Annotated in this window: 11 protein-coding genes, 5 pseudogenes and 1 riboswitch; of the genes and pseudogenes, 7 read left to right on the top strand and 9 right to left on the bottom strand. The window is 61.3% G+C overall.

From position 1 onward, the window contains the following. Nucleotides 1-14 precede the first annotated feature (14 nt). Nucleotides 15-419: pseudogene (locus tag BLL52_RS04730) on the bottom strand (RNA recognition motif domain-containing protein); the annotation flags it as partial. A 235-nt stretch (nucleotides 420-654) separates the two neighbouring features. Beyond that, nucleotides 655-1776: a patatin-like phospholipase family protein gene (locus tag BLL52_RS04725; RefSeq protein WP_075585529.1), complete on the bottom strand. Its 1122-nt coding sequence runs from the start codon at nucleotides 1774-1776 to the stop codon at nucleotides 655-657. A 236-nt stretch (nucleotides 1777-2012) separates the two neighbouring features. Here BLL52_RS04725 and BLL52_RS04720 point away from each other — a divergent pair, with 236 nt between their 5' ends. From BLL52_RS04720 to BLL52_RS04710, 3 genes are all read left to right on the top strand, one after another. Next, nucleotides 2013-2927, top strand: a complete 915-nt coding sequence (locus tag BLL52_RS04720; protein ID WP_075585528.1) for a phosphate/phosphite/phosphonate ABC transporter substrate-binding protein — start codon at nucleotides 2013-2015, stop codon at nucleotides 2925-2927. After that, nucleotides 2927-5536 (top strand): diguanylate cyclase domain-containing protein, encoded by a 2610-nt coding sequence (locus BLL52_RS04715; protein ID WP_075585527.1) that lies wholly within the window; start codon nucleotides 2927-2929, stop codon nucleotides 5534-5536. The genes BLL52_RS04720 and BLL52_RS04715 overlap by 1 nt, the downstream gene beginning before the upstream one ends. Nucleotides 5537-5591: 55 nt before the next feature. After that, nucleotides 5592-5785, top strand: a riboswitch (yybP-ykoY riboswitch). Between the two features lie 3 nt (nucleotides 5786-5788). After that, nucleotides 5789-6346: a TMEM165/GDT1 family protein gene (locus BLL52_RS04710; RefSeq protein WP_075585526.1), complete on the top strand. Its 558-nt coding sequence runs from the start codon at nucleotides 5789-5791 to the stop codon at nucleotides 6344-6346. Between the two features lie 66 nt (nucleotides 6347-6412). Here BLL52_RS04710 and BLL52_RS04705 read toward each other — a convergent pair. From BLL52_RS04705 to gcl, 6 genes and pseudogenes are all read right to left on the bottom strand, one after another. After that, a pseudogene (locus tag BLL52_RS04705) lies at nucleotides 6413-6598 on the bottom strand (MOFRL family protein); the annotation flags it as partial. Nucleotides 6599-6679: 81 nt separating this feature from the next. After that, on the bottom strand, nucleotides 6680-7513 hold the full coding sequence (locus tag BLL52_RS04700) for an MBL fold metallo-hydrolase (protein ID WP_075585524.1): 834 nt from the start codon (nucleotides 7511-7513) through the stop codon (nucleotides 6680-6682). A gap of 345 nt (nucleotides 7514-7858) precedes the next feature. Then, nucleotides 7859-9142 (bottom strand): glycerate kinase type-2 family protein, encoded by a 1284-nt coding sequence (locus tag BLL52_RS04690; protein ID WP_075585611.1) that lies wholly within the window; start codon nucleotides 9140-9142, stop codon nucleotides 7859-7861. Nucleotides 9143-9185: 43 nt separating this feature from the next. Beyond that, nucleotides 9186-10157: a 2-hydroxy-3-oxopropionate reductase gene (locus BLL52_RS04685; protein WP_274534887.1), complete on the bottom strand. Its 972-nt coding sequence runs from the start codon at nucleotides 10155-10157 to the stop codon at nucleotides 9186-9188. Beyond that, on the bottom strand, nucleotides 10154-10948 hold the full coding sequence (gene hyi / locus BLL52_RS04680; protein WP_075585521.1) for a hydroxypyruvate isomerase: 795 nt from the start codon (nucleotides 10946-10948) through the stop codon (nucleotides 10154-10156). Before hyi ends, BLL52_RS04685 begins: the two co-directional genes overlap by 4 nt. 28 nt (nucleotides 10949-10976) lie before the next feature. Further along, nucleotides 10977-12599, bottom strand: a pseudogene (gcl, locus tag BLL52_RS04675) (glyoxylate carboligase); the annotation flags it as partial. Nucleotides 12600-12764: 165 nt separating this feature from the next. On the opposite strand from gcl, the pseudogene BLL52_RS04670 reads away from it, so the two are divergent. The 4 genes and pseudogenes from BLL52_RS04670 to BLL52_RS04655 all read left to right on the top strand — a co-directional run bounded on the left by BLL52_RS04670 (nucleotide 12765) and on the right by BLL52_RS04655 (nucleotide 16856). Beyond that, nucleotides 12765-13675 (top strand): annotated as a pseudogene (locus BLL52_RS04670) (LysR family transcriptional regulator). 173 nt (nucleotides 13676-13848) lie between these two features. Further along, nucleotides 13849-15051 carry a homoserine O-acetyltransferase MetX gene (gene metX, locus BLL52_RS04665; RefSeq protein ID WP_075585520.1) on the top strand — a complete coding sequence of 401 codons (1203 nt, stop codon included), beginning with the start codon at nucleotides 13849-13851 and terminating at the stop codon, nucleotides 15049-15051. Next, nucleotides 15048-15653 carry a methionine biosynthesis protein MetW gene (gene metW, locus BLL52_RS04660; RefSeq protein ID WP_075585519.1) on the top strand — a complete coding sequence of 202 codons (606 nt, stop codon included), beginning with the start codon at nucleotides 15048-15050 and terminating at the stop codon, nucleotides 15651-15653. Before metX ends, metW begins: the two co-directional genes overlap by 4 nt. Nucleotides 15654-15734: 81 nt before the next feature. After that, nucleotides 15735-16856: an alkene reductase gene (locus tag BLL52_RS04655; RefSeq protein ID WP_075585518.1), complete on the top strand. Its 1122-nt coding sequence runs from the start codon at nucleotides 15735-15737 to the stop codon at nucleotides 16854-16856. Nucleotides 16857-16925: 69 nt separating this feature from the next. On the opposite strand, the pseudogene BLL52_RS04650 reads toward BLL52_RS04655, so the two are convergent. Further along, nucleotides 16926-17663, bottom strand: a pseudogene (locus tag BLL52_RS04650) (TerC family protein). Between the last annotated feature and the right edge of the window lie 274 nt (nucleotides 17664-17937).

The raw sequence follows: 17937 nt of genomic DNA, 5'->3' as shown, positions 1-17937 counted from the left end.
ATTGCTTAGTAGCTGCTACGGCCACCGCCGTAACCGCCGCCACCGCTGCTGCCACCACCGTAGCCGCCACCGCCACCGCCACCGGAGCGGCTACCGCCACCACCGTAGCCGCCGCCGCCACCACCACTACCACCACCAAAGCCACCGCCACCGGAGCGGGGGGGGCGCGGTTCCATCGGACGGGCTTCGTTGACCACGAGGCCACGTCCACCGAATTGTTGACCGTTCATCGCGTTGATGGCGGTTTGTGCTTCAGCATCGCTACCCATTTCGACGAAACCGAAACCTTTTGAGCGGCCGGTGTCACGTTCCATCATGACTTTGGCGCTGGTTACGGAGCCGTGTTGGGAAAACGCCTGTTGCAGGTCATCATCACGGAAAGAATATGGCAGATTGCCGACGTAAAGTTTGTTGCCCATGTAAGGACTCCTCAAAATAACTCAAAACGCGATGGAGTCCATGACCGCAACAACCAAACCCCTGAAGACTTAGAGCAGACGCGAAACTGGCATTCACCGCAAACCAAGTATTGCTATCAAAAAAGCAACACGAATCAGATCATACGTCAAGTTCCCTTTTTTAAAACTTTTTTTGCATTGGGGCAAAAAAAGCCCACATTCGTTGTGTGGACAGGGGAATGGGGTGAATCCGGACTTAGCCCACGCGGCTGCGGCGCTCCGGGCGCACTGGCAAGCGCGGGGCGTCCAAGTAGTCTTGGGCGATGTTGATACTGCTGCGCACGCCCAGGTCGCACGCGCTTTGCGCCAGCCATTGCCGTGCATGGCTTTGACCCAGATCGTGCAGGGCGTTGATCAGCGGAGCGTCGGTGCTGAGCTTGGTGGCAGCGCCCAACTGCTCCAACACTGCACCGCCATCAATGCGGTGCAACAGCACATCTTTGTAGTGGGTCGGGTCAAGCTTGCCCATGACCAGCAAGCGTTTGACAAAGTCAATGGCGCGCAGTTCGGCGATCAAGGTGGCGTTGAAGTTGATCTCGTTGAGGCGATCCATGATTTCGACGGCGCTGGTGGGCAGCTTGGCGCGGTGGATCGGGTTGATCTGCACCAGCAGGACGTCACGGCTGTCGCAGTCATAGATCAGCGGGTGAATGGCCGGGTTACCCGAGTAGCCGCCGTCCCAGTAATGCTCGCCCTCAATCTCCACGGCCTGAAACATCATCGGCAGACAGGCCGAGGCCATCACCGCGCTGGCAGTGACGCGCTGGCCGGTAAACACTTCAGCCATACCGGTACTGACTTTGGTGGCCAGCACAAACACTTTCAGTTCGTCAAACGCAGCCAGGCGCTCAAAATCGATCTGCCGTTCGACAAAGTCTTTCAGTGGGTTGATGTCCAACGGGTTTGCCTGGTAGGGCGACATCGAACCGGACCAGGCGCGGGCCATGGCGTCGGCCCATGGCCCGGTGGGTGAGCTGTCCATCCCCGCCAGGCCAAACATCAGGTCAAACGGCGCGCGCTGCGCCTGGCCGAGCGCACCCATGGACACGATACCGTTCCAGAAGTCGGCCAGCGACTCGCGTGCCGCTTCACGCGCCTGGAGCGCTGTCTTTCCCTGCGCTTTGGCAAAACCGTGCGCTAGCGCCACCGCGTTCATGGCCCCGGCGCTGGTGCCGCTGATGCCTTCGATGTCGATGCGCGTGTCTTGCAGCAGCACATCCAGCACGCCCCAGGTAAAGGCGCCGTGCGAGCCACCACCTTGCAGGCCAATGTTGATACGATGGGCGCGGGCGGAGGATGAGCGAGGAAGTGAAGACATGCGTGAAGCTTAGCAGCCTGCGTGGCTGTGCTGATGAAGCGGCGTGAAACAGATCGGGGAAACCTTTTTATGCTATTTTATATATAGCTATAAGCCCCTTATAAATATGGGCTAGAGAACGTTTTTATCTATAAACAGTTTAGCCGCTCTGTTCATTGTGGCGAGCCAGTGCTAAAGTCACTTGATGCGTGCGTGGCGTTCGGGGGCACCTTGGCAGATCAACCAACAAGCGTCATATGACATCCTTGTATTTACTTGGCGAATGGGTCGTTTTGCTGGCGTTCACCTCGCTGAGCGCGTGCCAGCCCGAATCCACCGAGCAACCGCTGACCTACCAGGTTGCACCCGCGCCGGGCAGCGTGCCGCAATACCGGCTGGCGGTGTACCCGGGGTACAACCCCAACCTGCTCGCGGTGGCCTATCAGCCGCTGGTGGACCACCTCAACACCGAAGTGACCGGCGCCCAGCTGATACTCGAGGCCTCCCGCGACTACCCTGCTTTTGAGAAAAAGTTTGCCGAGCGCGAGCCGGCTTTTTTGCTGCCCAACCCGTGGCAAACCTTGCAGGCCATCCAGAGGGGCTATCAAGTGATCGCCATGGCGGGCGACCCGCAGGATTTTCGCGGGATCTTCATCGTGCGCCGCGACAGTGGCCTGCGCCTACCCACCGACCTGAAGGGCAAGCGGGTAAGCTACCCCGCGCGCACTGCGCTGGCGGCATGCATCATGGCGCAGTACTTTTTGCACACCCAGGGTCTGGCGGTGCATGACACCCAAAGCCTGTACGTGGGCACACAAGAGTCCTCCATCATGAATGTCTATCTGGGCGACACGGCAGCTCGTGCCACCCGGCCGCCGGCCTGGCGCCAGTTTCAGAAAGACCATTCCAAAGTAGCGGCTGAGCTGAAGGTGATCTGGCAAACTGAGCCCCTGATCAACAACTCTTTCATGGTGCGTGATGACGTGCCCGCGCTGGTGCGCGCCCAGGTGCAGACAAGCTTGCTGGGTCTGGCGCAAACCTTTGCCGTGCAGGCGATTTTGGCCAACATGGCCACGGCGGCGTTCTACCCGGCCAGCAACGCGAGCTACGACGTGGCGGCGCGCAACATAGAACGTTTTGAGCGGGAAGTGCGCCCCGTGGAGAAGCCGTGATGTTTGGCACCCTGCAACGTCTGTTTTTTGGCACGCTGCGCCGCCAGTTGATGACCGGCATGGTGCTGACGGTAGCCTTGACGATGGCGGCCTTCGTCTGGGACCTCACACGCCGCCAGCAGCAGGTGGCTGTGGCGCAGCAAGTGTCGCAAGCCACCAGCATGGCCCGCAGCGTGGCGGCGTCGGGCGCGGTTTGGCTGGCCGCGCGCGATGCAAGTGGCCTGCAGGAAATTGTGCACGGCCTGTCCAGCTACCCGGAGCTGCGCTATGCCATGGTGCTGGATGCGCGTGGTGAGCTGCTGGCGCACACCGAGCCCGAGCGGCGCGGCCAGTACCTGACCGATCTACCGGCTCAGCCCGCTGAGCAGGTGCGCCAGCGCGGCGCCTATCTGGTAGACGTGTACAGCCCGGTGATGCTGAATGGTCGGTCGATTGGCTGGGTGCGTATTGGACTTGCTGGAACGGCGCTGGAAGCCAGCCTGGCACAGGTGGCGCGCAACGGCCTGATCTACATGCTGGTAGCGATCATCCTGGCGGCGCTCATTTCGGCGGCGGTCAGCCGCTTGCTTACGCGGCGTCTGGCGGCCATGTCCGAGGTTGCCAACGCGGTTGAGCAGGGCCAAGCCGGGCTGCGGGTGGCGACCGATGGCGACGACGAGGCGGCGCAACTTGCGCGCCAATTCAATACCATGCTCGACGCGCTGGCCCAGCGCGACCAGGCATTGAAAGACAGCGAGACGTTCAAAACCGTCATCCTTGACTCGGTCGCCGCAGAAATTGCGGTGATTGACCGCAGCGGCACCATTCTGGCGGTCAATGAGCAGTGGCAGCGCTTTTCTGTGGAGAACACCAACCTCCCCGGTCAGCGCGCGCCGCACACTGACGTGGGCGCCAACTATTTGGAGATGTGCATCGACAGCAACAGCATCCACCGCGCCAGCCTGGGCGTAGCGCTGGCACACGATGGTATTGCCGCGGTGCTGGAGGGGCGCTCGCCACACTTCATCCTGGATTACCCCTGCCATTCCCCGCAAGAGCAACGCTGGTTCACCATGGTCGTACGCCCGCTGGGCAGTGACCGGCGCAGTGGTGTGGCCATCACCCACACTGACATCAGCGCGGTCAAGCTGGCCGAGCGCTACGAGCAGTTTCGCAGTCAGATGCTGGAGCTCATGGCTGGCGAAACCGCCTTGCCGGAGCTATTGCGCGCCATGGCCAGCGGCGTGGAGAACTTGCACCCGTCCATGCTGTGCAGCATCCTGCTGCTCACCGATGACGGAAAGCGTCTGGGTGAAGTGTTTGCACCGAGCCTGCCGGCGTTCTACAACCAGGCTGTCGTGGGGCTGGAGATCAGCCTGGGGTGTGGCTCCTGTGGCACTGCCGCGTTTACCGGGCAGCGGGTGGTCGTACAAGACATTGCTACCCACCCATACTGGGCTAATTACAAGGCGCTGGCGCAGCAGGCTGATCTGGGTGCCTGCTGGTCGCAGCCCATTCTGGCGTCCGGCGGGAAGGTGCTGGGCACCTTTGCTATTTACCACCGCCAGGTGCATGCCCCAACAGCGCACGACATTATGGTGATAGAACAATCCGCCCGGTTGGCCAGCATTGCCATAGAACACAAACGCACCCAAGCGGCACTGCTGGCCAGCGAAGACATGTTCCGCACGCTGTTTGAGACCCTGCCTACCGGTGTGCTGTATCAAAACGCCGATGGTTACATCACCTCGGCAAATGCGGCGGCGCAGCGCATCCTGGGCTTGACGCTGGAACAGTTGCGGGGCAGCACCTCGACGGACCCGCGCTGGCACGCGGTGCATGAGGACGGCAGCCCCTGCCCTGGCAACGAGCACCCGATTTCGCAGGCCATCAGAACCGGTCAACCGGTGCGCAACATGACGATGGGGATTGCCGTGCCTGACCGGGACCTGGTGTGGATTCTGGCCAGTGCCATGCCGCTGTTCAAAGACGGCAAGCTGGATCAGGCCTACGTGGTGTTTGAAGACGTGACCGAGCGTCAAAAAATGGTGCAGCACGTGCGCCAATTGGCGTTTTACGACCCGCTGACCGAGTTGCCCAACCGCCGCCTGCTCAGCGAGCGCCTGGCGCAGGCCATCAGTGCCAGCAAGCGTAGCGACTGTTTCGGCGCAATGATGTTTTTGGACCTGGACAACTTCAAGCCGCTCAACGACGAGCACGGCCACGAGTTGGGCGACCTGCTGTTGGCAGAAGTTGCCCAACGCTTGAAAAACAGCGTGCGCGCGGTGGACACGGTGGCGCGCATCGGTGGTGACGAGTTTGTGGTGATGCTCACCGACTTGAGCCCTGGCCGCGCTGAGGCCACTACGCTGGCAGAAGCTGTGGCTGAAAAGGTCCGCGACGCGCTGGCGCAGCCGTATCTGCTGGCCTTGACGCGTGAAGAGGGTGACCACATCACTGTGGAGCACCGCTGCAGTGCCAGCATTGGCATCACGCTGTTCTCACACCGCGACAGCAACCACGAGCAGATTCTGCAACGCTCGGACGCCGCCATGTACCAGGCCAAGGAAGAAGGGCGCAACCGGCTGAAGTTTGCGTCACCGAAACCAGAGTCGGCCGAGATGCGTTGAGATGTGGGGCCACGGCCCGCGCCCACCATCAACGCACCCAATGGGTTCTACAATCTTCGCTGTCATTGGGGAGTAGCCGCCCTTCTTCATTGAGAGGGGCTTGCGTCAACAGACTTGCCTGGCCATCACCGGCCACCATGGCGCAAGCTAAGTCCTGCAACAGGATTTTGGCGAGACCTTTGACTGCGCACCTCCGTTTTTGGCCGGGGATGCTGCGCAGTCATTGGTTTCATCAACCGGCCGGAGACCCTCATGGAAGCCTTTTTAGTATCTACCGGCATCGTCGCATTGGCGGAGATGGGTGACAAAACGCAGTTGCTCGCCCTTATTCTGGCCGCGCGTTTTCGTCAGCCCTGGCCCATTGTTGCGGGCATTTTTGTGGCCACCCTCGCCAACCACGCCCTAGCCGGTGCGGTGGGCGCCTGGGTCAACACGGCGTTGGGGCCAGATGTGTTGCGCTGGGTGTTGGGCGCGTCCTTCATTGCCATGGCGGTGTGGATGCTGATCCCCGACAAGATCGAAGACGACGATGCGCCCGCCAAACCGCGTTTCGGCGTGTTTGGCACCACCGTGGTGGCGTTTTTTTTGGCCGAGATGGGCGACAAAACCCAGGTGGCCACGGTGATGCTGGCGGCGCAGTACAGCGCCTATTACTGGGTGATTGCCGGCACCACGCTGGGCATGATGCTGGCCAATGCGCCGGTGGTCTGGCTGGGTGAGCGCATGACGCGGCTGGTGCCGCTGCGCGTGGTGCACATTGTCTCGGCGCTGATCTTCATGGGCCTCGGGTTATGGGCACTGCTCGCATAGTTATAAGCCTTTTAGGCCGCTAGCCCTTATGAATAAAGCGTGAGTAGCTATCAAATTAATTATTGCTCAAGCTGCTGCCTGAAACAGCACCGCCCGAAAAGCGTTCACATTGGTAGGGGTGGGGCCGGTGGCCACGCTGTCGCCCAGGGCTTCAAAAAACCCTTGGCCGTTGTTGTTGGTCAAGTGTTCCAGCAGGGCCAGGCCTTGCGCCCAGGCGCGTAACAAGGTGTCGGGCGTAGCCACGGCACCTGCACCTGCACCCAGCGTGAACGCCAAAGGAGCCCGACACTGCGGCTCACTGAAGTCATGTCAACGCTTCAACGCTTTACCACATCACCACTCAAAGACAGTTCCAACAAAGGCGGGAACGAAGTGCACTCCAAACCTTTGGCTAAGGGTTGCCATCATGGCGAATCCTGTGCAGTGGTTGGCCGCAATCAGCTCTGGCGCATAGTCCTGCAGCGCGTCAAGAGTCGCATGCTGCTGCTCAGCCGAAACCGGTGCCAGATGGGTTCCGCCTATCCAAGTGTGCATTTTTGTCTGGCCGGTGAGTGCAAGACCGTGGCGGATCGTATTGATCATGCCCGCATGCGCGCATCCGCCAATGACCCTGAGACCTTGCGCGCTGCCATGAAAAAGCGAGACGTCATCTGCAATGAGATCTTCCACGCAGTGGCCGTCGCTCTGACAGGTGAGCAATCTGGCATCGCCTTTTTCAAAGTCAGTCAGCCTTGGAATCTCGCCGCTGAACCACAAGCCGGGAATGATCTCGACGGGCTCCTTTGACAAGACCCACTGTGCGCCAAGGCTGCTCAATTGGGGTTCGGTAAACGGTATGCCAATAAAGTGCCTTTTACCCGCCGTGGAAATGTGTGTCTGAAAGATGTCACTGTGCGCATAAACCGGCAGCGGCTTGGCGGCATGCTGAAGCACACGCATCAGGCCGCCAACATGGTCGTAATGCCCGTGACTCAAAACAACTGCCTCAAGGCTTGCAGGATGCACCCCCAATAGACTCAGATTGTTCACCACGGCACCCGTCTGCCCAGTATCGAAAAGAACCCGTTTGCCCTCGCTCTCAATCAGCAGAGCCAGGCCATGTTCGGCGACAAAGGGGCTGCGCATTCCCGGTGGAACGGCATTGTCAATCACCACAGTTACTTTCATTGAAACGCTCCTTTGATAAGTTGTGTCTGGCACGAACCGACGACCATAGTAAGGGCTCGTTACGGCTTAAGCTGTGCATTTGGGTGTCGGATTTGGGATGCCGTGCTAGGCGTAAAACGTGCCGATTTGGAACGACGCAACGCCCCAGAAGCTGACAAGACAAATGTGCATGTTATTGCGCGACGAGCCCTTAGTGCCAGCAAACACCCCAGACCTGGCATCTGACCTGGCATCTGCGCTGATCTTCAAGGCTCAGGGGTTGGGGCATGGCTTGCAGATTTATAAGCCTTTTAGGCCTCTAGCCCTTACGGATAAAGCGCAAGCAGCTATGAAATTAGGTGTTACTTAAGCAGCGCTTTGAATCAGTACCACCCGAAAGTCGTTCACATTGGTGAGGGTGGGGCCGGTCACCACGCTGTCGCCCAGGGCTTCAAAAAAACCGTGACCGTTGTTGTTGGCCAGATGCGCCAGCGGGGGCAGGCCTTGCGCCCAGGCGCGTGACAGGGTGTCGGGCGTGGCGATGGCACCGGCAATTTCTTCCTGCCCGTCCACACCGTCGGTGTCGCCCATCAGGGCAAACACGCCGCTTTGGCCGCGCAGGGCGATGGCCAGCGACAGCAGGCACTCCACATTGCGCCCGCCACGGCCCTGGCCGCGCACGGTTACCGTGGTTTCGCCACCAGACAGCAGCACACACGGTGCCTGAAACGGCTGGCCGCGTTGCGCCACCTGCAGAGCCATACCGGCCAGCACCTTGCCCACCTCGCGTGCCTCGCCCTCCCAGGCGTCGCCCAGAATGTGCGCGGCAAAACCGTGTTCGCGGGCGACGCTGGCGGCGGCTTCCAGTGCCGTTTGTGGCGTGGCAATCATGCGTGTCTCTGCGCGGGCTAGGCGCGCATCGCCCGGTTTGACCGACTCGCCACGGCCGCTTTCCAGCACTTCCAGCACGGCCGGCGGTGGCGTCATGCCGTAGCGCCGCACAATCTCCAGCGCGTCCTGGCAAGTGGTGGGATCGGCCACCGTGGGGCCAGAGGCGATGTCCATTGGGTTGTCGCCTGGCACGTCCGACAGCAGCAAGGTGATGACCCGCGCCGGGTGGCAGGCTGCAGCCAGGCGCCCACCCTTGATGGCCGAGAGGTGGCGGCGCACACAGTTTATCTCGCTGATACTCGCACCGCTGGCCAGCAGCGCGCGATTGACTTGCTGCTTGTCTGATAGCGTTAAACCCTTGATGGGTAAGGGCAAAAGGGCTGAACCGCCACCAGAAATCAGGCATAAAACGATGTCGTCTTCGTTCAGGCCTTGCACAGTCTCCAGCAGCCGTTGGGCGGCCTGCGCACCAGCATCATCCGGCACCGGGTGCGCGGCCTCCACGATCTCGATGCGCTCGCACGGCACGCTGTAGCCATAGCGGGTCACCACCAGCCCGCTCAGTGGTCCGGCCCAATGGTCTTGCACCGCACGGGCCATGGCGGCGCTGGCCTTGCCCGCACCAATCACCACCAGCCGCCCGCTGCCCAGCTCTTGCGGGTGGGGCAGGTGCGCTGGCACACAGCGCGCCGGTTGGGCGCTGGCAATGGCGGCTGCAAACAGGCGGCGCAGCAACTCCGTGGCTGCAGTGGGGTTCATGGGCTTCTTCATGGCATGGCTGGGTGGCTGTCGGGTGGTTAGGTCAGGCAGGCTGCTGGCCGATGTCGAAATTCGCCATCATTTCCAGGGCGCGCACCATGGCCGAGTGGTCCCAGGCTTTGCCGGCGTGGGCAACGCAGGAGTTGAACAGCTCTTGCGCGGTGGCGGTGTTGGGCAGTGAGACGCCCAGCGCACGGGCGCTGCTGAGCGCCAGGTTGAGGTCTTTCTGGTGCAGTTCAATACGAAAACCGGGGTTGAAAGTGCGCTTGACCATGCGCTCGCCATGCAATTCCAGAATTTTCGAGGCGGCAAAACCACCCATTAAAGCCTGGCGCACGCGTTCCGGGTCAGCACCGGCGCGGGCGGCAAACAGCAGGGCTTCGGCCACGGCTTCAATGTTCAGCGCAACGATGATCTGATTCGCCACTTTGGCGGTCTGGGCGTGGCCGTTGCCACCCACCAGAGTGATGTTTTTGCCCATCAGCGCAAACAGCGGCTTAACCTTCTCAAAGGCGGCCTCTGGGCCACCCACCATGATCGACAGCGTGGCATTTTTGGCACCGACTTCGCCGCCCGACACTGGCGCGTCGAGGTAATCGCAGCCCAGTGCGTTGATATTTTGCGCAAAGGCTTTGGTGGCAATGGGTGAGATGCTGCTCATGTCCACCACAACTTTGCCGCCGTGCCCGTCTGCGCTGCGCTGCACGCCCTGCACAGCGGACGCCACACCGTGCTCAGAAAACAGCGCCGCTTCCACGTCTGGCGTGTCAGGCACCATCAGGAAAATGATGTCGGCTTGTTCCGCCACCGCACGCGCTGTGGCGCAAACCGTGGCCACGCTGTGGGCGATGGCGTCGGGCACCTTGCTGCGCGTGTGCACAAATAGCGTGTGCCCGGCGGCGATCAAATGGCCGGCCATGGGTGCGCCCATGGTGCCCATACCAATAAAGCCCAAACGTGAGGATGCAGTGTTCATACAGTGTTCTCCGTGTGTGGATGTTTTGGTCGGGTTCAACCGGCTGCGTGGCTGGGGTCGATGTTTTCGCGCCAGCCCACGCCAGCCAGCGTGGTGGTTAGCGGTTTGTACTCGCACCCAACCCAGCCGGTGTAGCCTAGCTCGTCGAGTCGCGCCAAAAGGTAGCGGAAATTAATTTCGCCGGTGCCGGGCTCATGGCGGCCCGGGTTGTCGGCGAGCTGGATATGGCCGATGCGCGCCAAGTGCTGCTGCAGCGTAGCGGCCAGCTCGCCTTCCATGCGCTGCGCGTGGTAGACGTCGTACTGCAGATAGGCGTTGTCAGCGCCGACCTCGTCCAGAATCGCCAGCGCCTGCGCGGTGCGGTTGACATAAAACCCGGGAATGTCATAGGTGTTGATGGGCTCGATGAGCAGTTTGAGCCCGACGTTTTTCAGCTCGGCGGCGGCAAAACGCAGGTTTTGTACCAGCGTTTGGCGCAGCAGCGCATCCGCCACGCCAGCCGGGGCCTTGCCTGCCAGGCAATTGAGTTGCGACACGCCCAAGGCCTTGGCATAGCTGATGCCTTGGCGCACGCCGGCACAAAATTCCTGCACCCGGTCCGGGTGGCAGGCGATGCCGCGCTCACCAGCTTCCCAGTCTGCGGCGGGCAGGTTGTGCAGCACCAGTGTCAGGCCGTGTTGGTCTAGCTCGGCTTTGATGACCTCAGCAGGCCAGGCATAGGGAAACAAAAACTCCACAGCGGTGAAGCCGGCGCTGGCGGCACGCTCAAAGCGCTGCAGAAACGGCACCTCGGTAAACAGCATGGTCAGGTTGGCGGCAAAGCGGGGCATGTCTTCTCCTGTTTTTAATTGCGATGGATTATTCCAGCAGACCGGCAGCCACCAGGCCTTCGCGGCCCGCCGGGTGTAGGCACTCAATGTCTTCAAACTCGTTGATGGCATTGATCTCGGTGCCCATGGCGATGTTGGTGACCCTCTCCAAAATCACCTCCACCACCACTGGCACGCGAAACTCCCGGGCCATGCTTTGCGCCTGACGCAGCGCGCCCTGCAGCTGGGCCGGGTCGGTGACGCGCAACGCTTTGCAGCCCAGGCCTTGCACCACCGCTTTGTGGTCCACGCGGTAACCTTGCAAGGTCGGGTCGCTGACGTTCTGGTTGTCAAAGGCGAGTTGCACGCAGTAATCCATCTCAAAGCCGCTTTGCGCCTAGCGGATCAGGCCCAGGTAGCTGTTGTTGACCAGCACCTGCACATAGGGCAGGCGGAACTGCGCACCCACAGCGAGCTCTTTCACCAGAAACTGGAAGTCGTAGTCACCACTCAAGCCGACCACGGTTTTCGTTGGGTCCGCTGCCACCACGCCCAGCGCGGCGGGAATGGTCCAGCCCAGCGGCCCAGCCTGGCCGCAGTTGATCCACTGGCGCGGCCCAAACACTCGCAGAAACTGCGCGCCTGCAATCTGGCTCAGACCGATGGTGGAGACAAAAACCGTGTCGCGGCCAAACGCTGCATTCATCTCCTGGTAAACGCGCTGCGGCTTGATGGGCACATTGTCATAGGCAGTTTTGCGCTGCATCAGCCGTTTGCGCTCGGCACAGCGGGCGGCCCACTCGCTGTAGTCGCGCAGGGTGCCAGCGGCCTGGCGTTCGCGCGCCACCTGCACCAACAGCTCCAGGGCTATTTTGGCGTCGCTGACGATGCCCAAATCGGGGTTAAAGACCCTGCCGATCTGCGTAGGCTCAATGTCCACATGGACAAATTTGCGGCCCTGGGTGTAGACCTCAACCGAGCCGGTGTGGCGGTTCGCCCAGCGGTTGCCAATGCCTAAACAAAAGTCGCTGGCCAGCAATGTGGCGTTGCCGTAGCGGTGGCTGGTTTGCAGGCCGCACATGCCCGCCATCAGCGGCTGGTCATCAGGAATAGCGCCCCAGGCCATCAGCGTGGGAATCACCGGCACGCCGGTGAGTTCGGCCAGTTCCACCAGCAGGTCAGCCGCGTCGGCATTGATGATGCCGCCTCCGGCAATGATCAGCGGCTTGGTCGAGGCGGCGAGCATGTTCAGCGCCTTCTCGATTTGCTTGCGCGTAGCGGCTGGCTTGTAGGCGGGCAGTGCCTCATAGGTGTCGATGTCAAACTCGATCTCGGCCAATTGCACGTCAATCGGCAAATCAATCAGCACCGGCCCCGGCCGGCCTGAGCGCATCAGGTGAAAGGCTTGCTGGAAGACACGCGGCACCAACGCTGGTTCGCGCACCGTGACAGCCCATTTAGTGACCGGCTTGGCAATCGACTCAATGTCTACCGCCTGAAAGTCTTCCTTGTAAAGCCGGGCACGGGGCGCCTGACCTGTGATGCACAGAATCGGAATGCTGTCGGCGCTGGCCGAATACAGGCCGGTGATCATGTCGGTGCCCGCTGGGCCGCTGGTGCCAATGCACACACCAATGTTGTCGGCGCGGGCGCGGGTGTAGCCCTCGGCCATGGCTGCTTTCATCTTTGGCATGAGGGTCTCCAATCGGTTTAATAAGGTTGCGGGGTGGGCTTGGGTGTGATGGTCGCTGCGCCACGCGTTGCAGGGAATGCCGCCCTGGCGCATTTATCTCATTCCATGGTGGAATAGCTGCCTTCTCACTACCGAGGGCAATCTATGGAGCGAATTCAGGCGATCAAGTTGTTTGTGCGGGTGGTGGACTTGGGCTCGTTCAGCAAGGCCGCCGGCGAACTGGGTGTGGGCCACCCGCCGCCACCAAGCAGGTGGGCCGGATGCAGGCGCAGCTGGGTGCGCGCCTGCTGCACCGCAGCACCCAGGGCGTAACCCCGACCGAGATCGGCTTGCTGTACGACGACAAATGCAAGCTGATTGCCCACCATGTGGAAGAAGCCAGCTCAGTAGCGGCGCTGATGCAGACGCAGGTACAGGGCTCGCTACGCATCAACACCTCGGTGGCTTTTGGGCGGCAGGTGCTGGCACCGCTGGTGATGCAGTTCATGCGCATCAACCCCCAGTTGCAGGTGGACCTGCACTGCGAAGACCGCTATGTGAATATGGTGGAGCAGGGGGTGGACGTGGCCGTTCGTATGGGGCGCTTGGCGGACTCCTCGCTGGGCGCGCGTTATCTGGGCCTGAATCCGTGGGTGCTGGTGGCTGCGCCCCATTACCTGGCGCAGCACGGCCAGCTGCTGGCGCCGTCCGACCTGGCCAGCCACACGGCACTCATCTACAGCAGCGTGCAGGGCGATGCGCGTTGGCACTTCAGCGGCCCCACCGGGGCGACCGAATCGGTGGCAGTGCGTGGCAACCTGCGCTCCAACAACCTCTCCACCCTGGCCGCAGCCGCCCGTGCTGGCCTGGGTGTGGCCGCTTAGCCACGCTATGTGGCGCACAACGCGCTGGTGGCAGGCACGCTGGTGAGTTTGCTGGAAAGCTGGCAACTGCCGCAGCAGGAAATCCACGCAGTGTTCCCTTCGCCACGCATGGTGCCCGCCAAGGTGACGCAATTCATTGCCTGGCTACAAGGGCAATTTGGCCCAGACTGGTGGGCGCGACCGGTGCCCTGATGGGTTGGGGTGGCGTTGCTATACTGATTCCTGCGCCGATTTGACAGAATTGCGGGCGCGTAACAAGTACCGCTAAAGATGCCAGCCCACCCGGTTTTGCCTTTAGCACCATCGGGTTTTTTCTGGAGCTTTGCCCCCAAGTGACTACGCAACTGATCGCGACACCTCAGTCGATGCATTTTGCAGCTGCCCTGCCTCTGCAAAGCGGTGCCAGTCTGCGCGACTACCACCTGAGCTTTGAGACCTACGGCCAGCTCAACGCCGCCAGAACCAACGCTGTGTTGGTCTGCCACGCGCTGAATGCCTCGCACCATGTGGCGGGCAGCTACGTCGGCCAAGACAAGTCCGAGGGCTGGTGGGACAACATGATTGGCCCCGGCAAACCGCTGGATACGAACAAGTTTTTCGTCATCGGCGTGAATAACTTCGGCTCGTGTTTTGGCTCCACCGGCCCGATGCACCGCAACCCCGATACCGGCCAGGTTTACGGCGCTGATTTCCCGGTGATGACCGTGGAAGACTGGGTCGACGCGCAGGCGCTGCTGCTCGATGCCATGGGCATCCAGACGCTGGCGGCGGTGATGGGCGGCAGCTTAGGCGGCATGCAAGCCCTGAGTTGGACGCTGCAATACCCTGACCGCGTGCGCTATGCGCTGGTGATTGCCAGCGCACCCAACCTGACAGCTGAGAACATCGCCTTTAACGAAGTAGCGCGCCGCGCCATCGTCACCGACCCCGACTTCCACGGCGGCCACTTTTACCAACACGGCACCGTGCCCAAACGCGGCTTGCGCATTGCCCGCATGATTGGTCACATCACCTACCTGAGTGATGATGTGATGAACGAGAAGTTTGGCCGCCAGCAAAAAGCCCCCTCGCCTGTCACCGCACTGGCTGCGTCTGCTGCGCTACCTCCCGCAGGACTTCTAGCGTCCCGGGGCAGCCCGGCGGCGCTCGATGCGGTGCTTCAGAGCTACAAATACAGCACGCAAGAGGTCGAGTTCCAGATCGAGAGCTACCTACGCTACCAAGGTGACAAGTTTGCCGAGTACTTTGACGCCAACACTTACTTGTTGATCACCCGTGCGCTGGACTACTTTGACCCGGCGCGCGCTTATGGGGGTGATTTGAGTCTGGCGCTGGGGCGCGCTACCGCCAAGTTTTTGCTGGTGAGCTTCACCACCGACTGGCGCTTTTCGCCCAAACGCAGTCGCGAGCTCGTCAAGGCGCTGCTCGACAACAAGCGTGATGTGAGCTACGCCGAGATTGATGCGCTTCACGGGCATGATGCCTTTTTGCTCGATGACCCCCGTTACACAAGCGTCATACGCTCTTATTTTGCTAGCATTTTGCAAAGCCTAGAGGGCCAGCCATGAACGCCCACCACACCGCTGACGGCTTGGTCAGCAGCACCTTGCAGCTAATCGGCGAACTGGTGCCTGAGGGCGCGCGCGTGCTTGACCTGGGCTGTGGCGACGGCACCATGCTGGCGCACTTGCAAAAAATGCGCGGCTGCACCGGCTACGGCATTGAAATTGACGACGCCAATGTGCTGGCCTGTGTGCAGCGCGGTGTCAACGTCATCCAGCTCAACCTGGATGAAGGCCTGTCGATGTTCGAAGATGCCACCTTTGACGTGGTGCTACAAATTGACACCCTGCAGAACCTGCGCAACGCCGAGGTCATGTTGCGTGAGACGGTGCGTGTCGGCCGCTTTGGCGTGGTGGCTTTCCCCAACTTTGCCCACTGGCCGAACCGCTTGAGCGTGCTCAAGGGGCGCATGCCGGTGACCCGGCGGCTGCCTTACCAGTGGTACAACACGCCCAATATCCGCGTCGGCACCCATGCCGACCTGGGCGTGCTGGCGCGCGCCTGTGGCCTGAAAGTGCTGGATCAGTTTGGCATTCACGACGGTGATACCGTGCGTTTTGCGCCCAATCTGCTGGCGGGAACCTCGGTTTACAAGCTCAGTCGATAGCGCCAAAGGGCATGCAGCGCCCTTTCTATCCGAGGGCCTGGGCCCGCGCTACCATGACTCTTTGCTTCCAGGAGGTCTCTTATGCCGCACTCACACGCCACGCTTTTCAATTCCGTTCAAGCCGGTGACCTGAATTTGGCGAATCGCATCGTCATGGCGCCACTCACCCGCAACCGGGCGCCCGACGCCACGCCCACCGCACTCATGGGCGAGTACTACGCCCAGCGCGCCAGCGCCGGACTCATCATCAGCGAGGCCACCGCCATCTGCCAGCAAGGCCAGGGCTACGCCGACGTGCCGGGTTTGTACGCCGAAGAACAGGTTGAGGCGTGGAAGCCGGTCACCCGTGCGGTGCATGCTGCTGGCGGCAAGATTGTTTGTCAACTCTGGCATGTAGGCCGCATCTCGCACACCAGCCTGCAGCCTGGCAATGCCCAGCCAGTGGCCCCTTCAGCGCTGCGCGCCGAAGCCAAAACCGTGCTGATCAAGGACGGTGTGCCCAACTTTGTGGTCACCTCAGAGCCACGCGCCCTGCAGGCTTATGAGTTGCCCGACATCGTGCATAACTATGCCGCAGCCGCCCGCAACGCGGTGCACACCGCCGACTTTGACGGCGTGGAAATTCATGCAGCCAATGGCCACCTGATTGACCAGTTCCTGAAAAGCGGCTCCAATCAGCGCCGCGACGACTTTGGCGGCAGCATCGAAAACCGCGCCCGCTTTCTGCTTGAGGTGGTGCGTGCGGTGACCGACGCCGTCGGTGCGGGTCGGGTGGGCATCCGCTTGTCGCCAGTCACCCCCGCCAACGACGCCTTTGACCCCGACCCCCAACCGCTGTTTGACTACGTGGTGCGCGAGCTGGCGGCGCTCAAGCTGGCTTATGTGCACATCATCGAAGGCGCCACCGGTGGCCCGCGTGAGCTGGTCGACCGCCCGTTTGACTACACCGGCCTGCGCCGCGCCTACCGCGCTGCAGGCGGCAAGGGCGCCTGGATGGTCAACAACGGGCTGGACAAAGCCATGGCCGAGCAAGCCGTCAAAGAAGGCGCCGACTTGGTAGCCTTTGGTCGCGCCTTCATCGCCAACCCCGATCTGGTGGAGCGCCTGTGCAGTGGCAGCGCGCTCAATGAGGGCGACCGCAGCACCTACTACGGCGGCGGCGCCAAGGGCTACACCGACTACCCGGTGCTGGGCCAGAACTGACCAGATTTTGGCGGCCTGGCGGGTGCGCCGCCAGGCCTTACGGTGCGCCAGTGGGGCCAGTCGGCAATCCTAGCCGAGCGCCAGCCGCTTGGCACGGGAGCGGATGTTGAGCGCCTCCACTGCCAATGAGAACAACATGGCGGTGTAGACGTAGCCTTTGGGCACATGCGCGTCAAACGCCTCGGCCACCAACAGGGTGCAGACCATGATCAGGAATGCCAGCGCCAGCACCTTGATCGAGGGGTGTTTGTCGACACAGTCGCCAATCGGCTTGGCGGCAAACATCATCACCGCCACCGAGGCCACCACCGCAGCCACCATCACGCTGATGATGTCGACCATACCCACGGCGGTGATCACCGAGTCCAGCGAAAACACGATGTCGACCACGCCAATCTGCGCAATGGTTCCCTAAAACACGCTGGTACCAACTTTGACGTCGGCCACCCCGGCGCGGGTTTCCTTGCTTTCCTGGACTTTCACCTCCATGAAAATCTCATGCGAGGCCTTGTAGAGCAAACACACACCGCCACCCAGCAAAATCAAATCGCGTCCACTGATCTCCTGGCCCAGCAACGTGATCAGTGGGGTGGTTAGCGTCATCACCCAGGCCAGACTGAACAGCAGCGCCATGCGCGACACCATGGCAAACCCCAGCCCAAGGCGGCGCGCCAAGTCACGCTGCTCCGGCGGCAGCCGCCCCAGCAGAATACTGATAAAAATGATGTTGTCGATGCCCGGCACGATCTCCAGGGCGGCGAGCATGAAAAAGGCGATCCAGATGTTTGGCTCGGTGAGTAGTTCCATGGCGGGCGGTGTGCGGCCATCAAAGCGCCGGAGTCTAGCGATGCGGAGAAAATCCTATGACCTGTGGGCCCAGCCCGTTTTGCAGCGCTGTCGCGTGCGCCATGTAGGCGCCAACAACCGCCCGATGGACTCTCTCGGTGAAAGCCTAAACCACAGCGCTACTGTCCGGTAGAGGTTGTTGCGCTTTGACGAAAACCCAATAGGCATGCGGGTTTGCGAGCAAAAAAGTTTGGTGTCGATTTGAATTTCATGATGCTTTTCACTGGTCATTTCC

It is taken from the genome of Rhodoferax antarcticus ANT.BR, assembly GCF_001938565.1.
Taxonomy (GTDB): domain Bacteria; phylum Pseudomonadota; class Gammaproteobacteria; order Burkholderiales; family Burkholderiaceae_C; genus Rhodoferax; species Rhodoferax antarcticus.
Note: the sequence above shows the minus strand (reverse complement) of the source record. Positions and strands in the feature narration are given on the sequence as shown.

What these genes read in the sequence shown, in the direction of transcription:
- BLL52_RS04725 (WP_075585529.1), bottom strand. Translation starts at nt 1,776, where the DNA reads ATGTCTTCACTTCCTCGCTCATCCTCCGCCCGCGCCCATCGTATCAAC.
- BLL52_RS04720 (WP_075585528.1), top strand. Translation starts at nt 2,013, where the DNA reads ATGACATCCTTGTATTTACTTGGCGAATGGGTCGTTTTGCTGGCGTTC.
- BLL52_RS04715 (WP_075585527.1), top strand. Translation starts at nt 2,927, where the DNA reads ATGTTTGGCACCCTGCAACGTCTGTTTTTTGGCACGCTGCGCCGCCAG.
- BLL52_RS04710 (WP_075585526.1), top strand. Translation starts at nt 5,789, where the DNA reads ATGGAAGCCTTTTTAGTATCTACCGGCATCGTCGCATTGGCGGAGATG.
- BLL52_RS04700 (WP_075585524.1), bottom strand. Translation starts at nt 7,513, where the DNA reads ATGAAAGTAACTGTGGTGATTGACAATGCCGTTCCACCGGGAATGCGC.
- BLL52_RS04690 (WP_075585611.1), bottom strand. Translation starts at nt 9,142, where the DNA reads ATGAACCCCACTGCAGCCACGGAGTTGCTGCGCCGCCTGTTTGCAGCC.
- hyi (WP_075585521.1), bottom strand. Translation starts at nt 10,948, where the DNA reads ATGCCCCGCTTTGCCGCCAACCTGACCATGCTGTTTACCGAGGTGCCG.
- metX (WP_075585520.1), top strand. Translation starts at nt 13,849, where the DNA reads ATGCATTTTGCAGCTGCCCTGCCTCTGCAAAGCGGTGCCAGTCTGCGC.
- metW (WP_075585519.1), top strand. Translation starts at nt 15,048, where the DNA reads ATGAACGCCCACCACACCGCTGACGGCTTGGTCAGCAGCACCTTGCAG.
- BLL52_RS04655 (WP_075585518.1), top strand. Translation starts at nt 15,735, where the DNA reads ATGCCGCACTCACACGCCACGCTTTTCAATTCCGTTCAAGCCGGTGAC.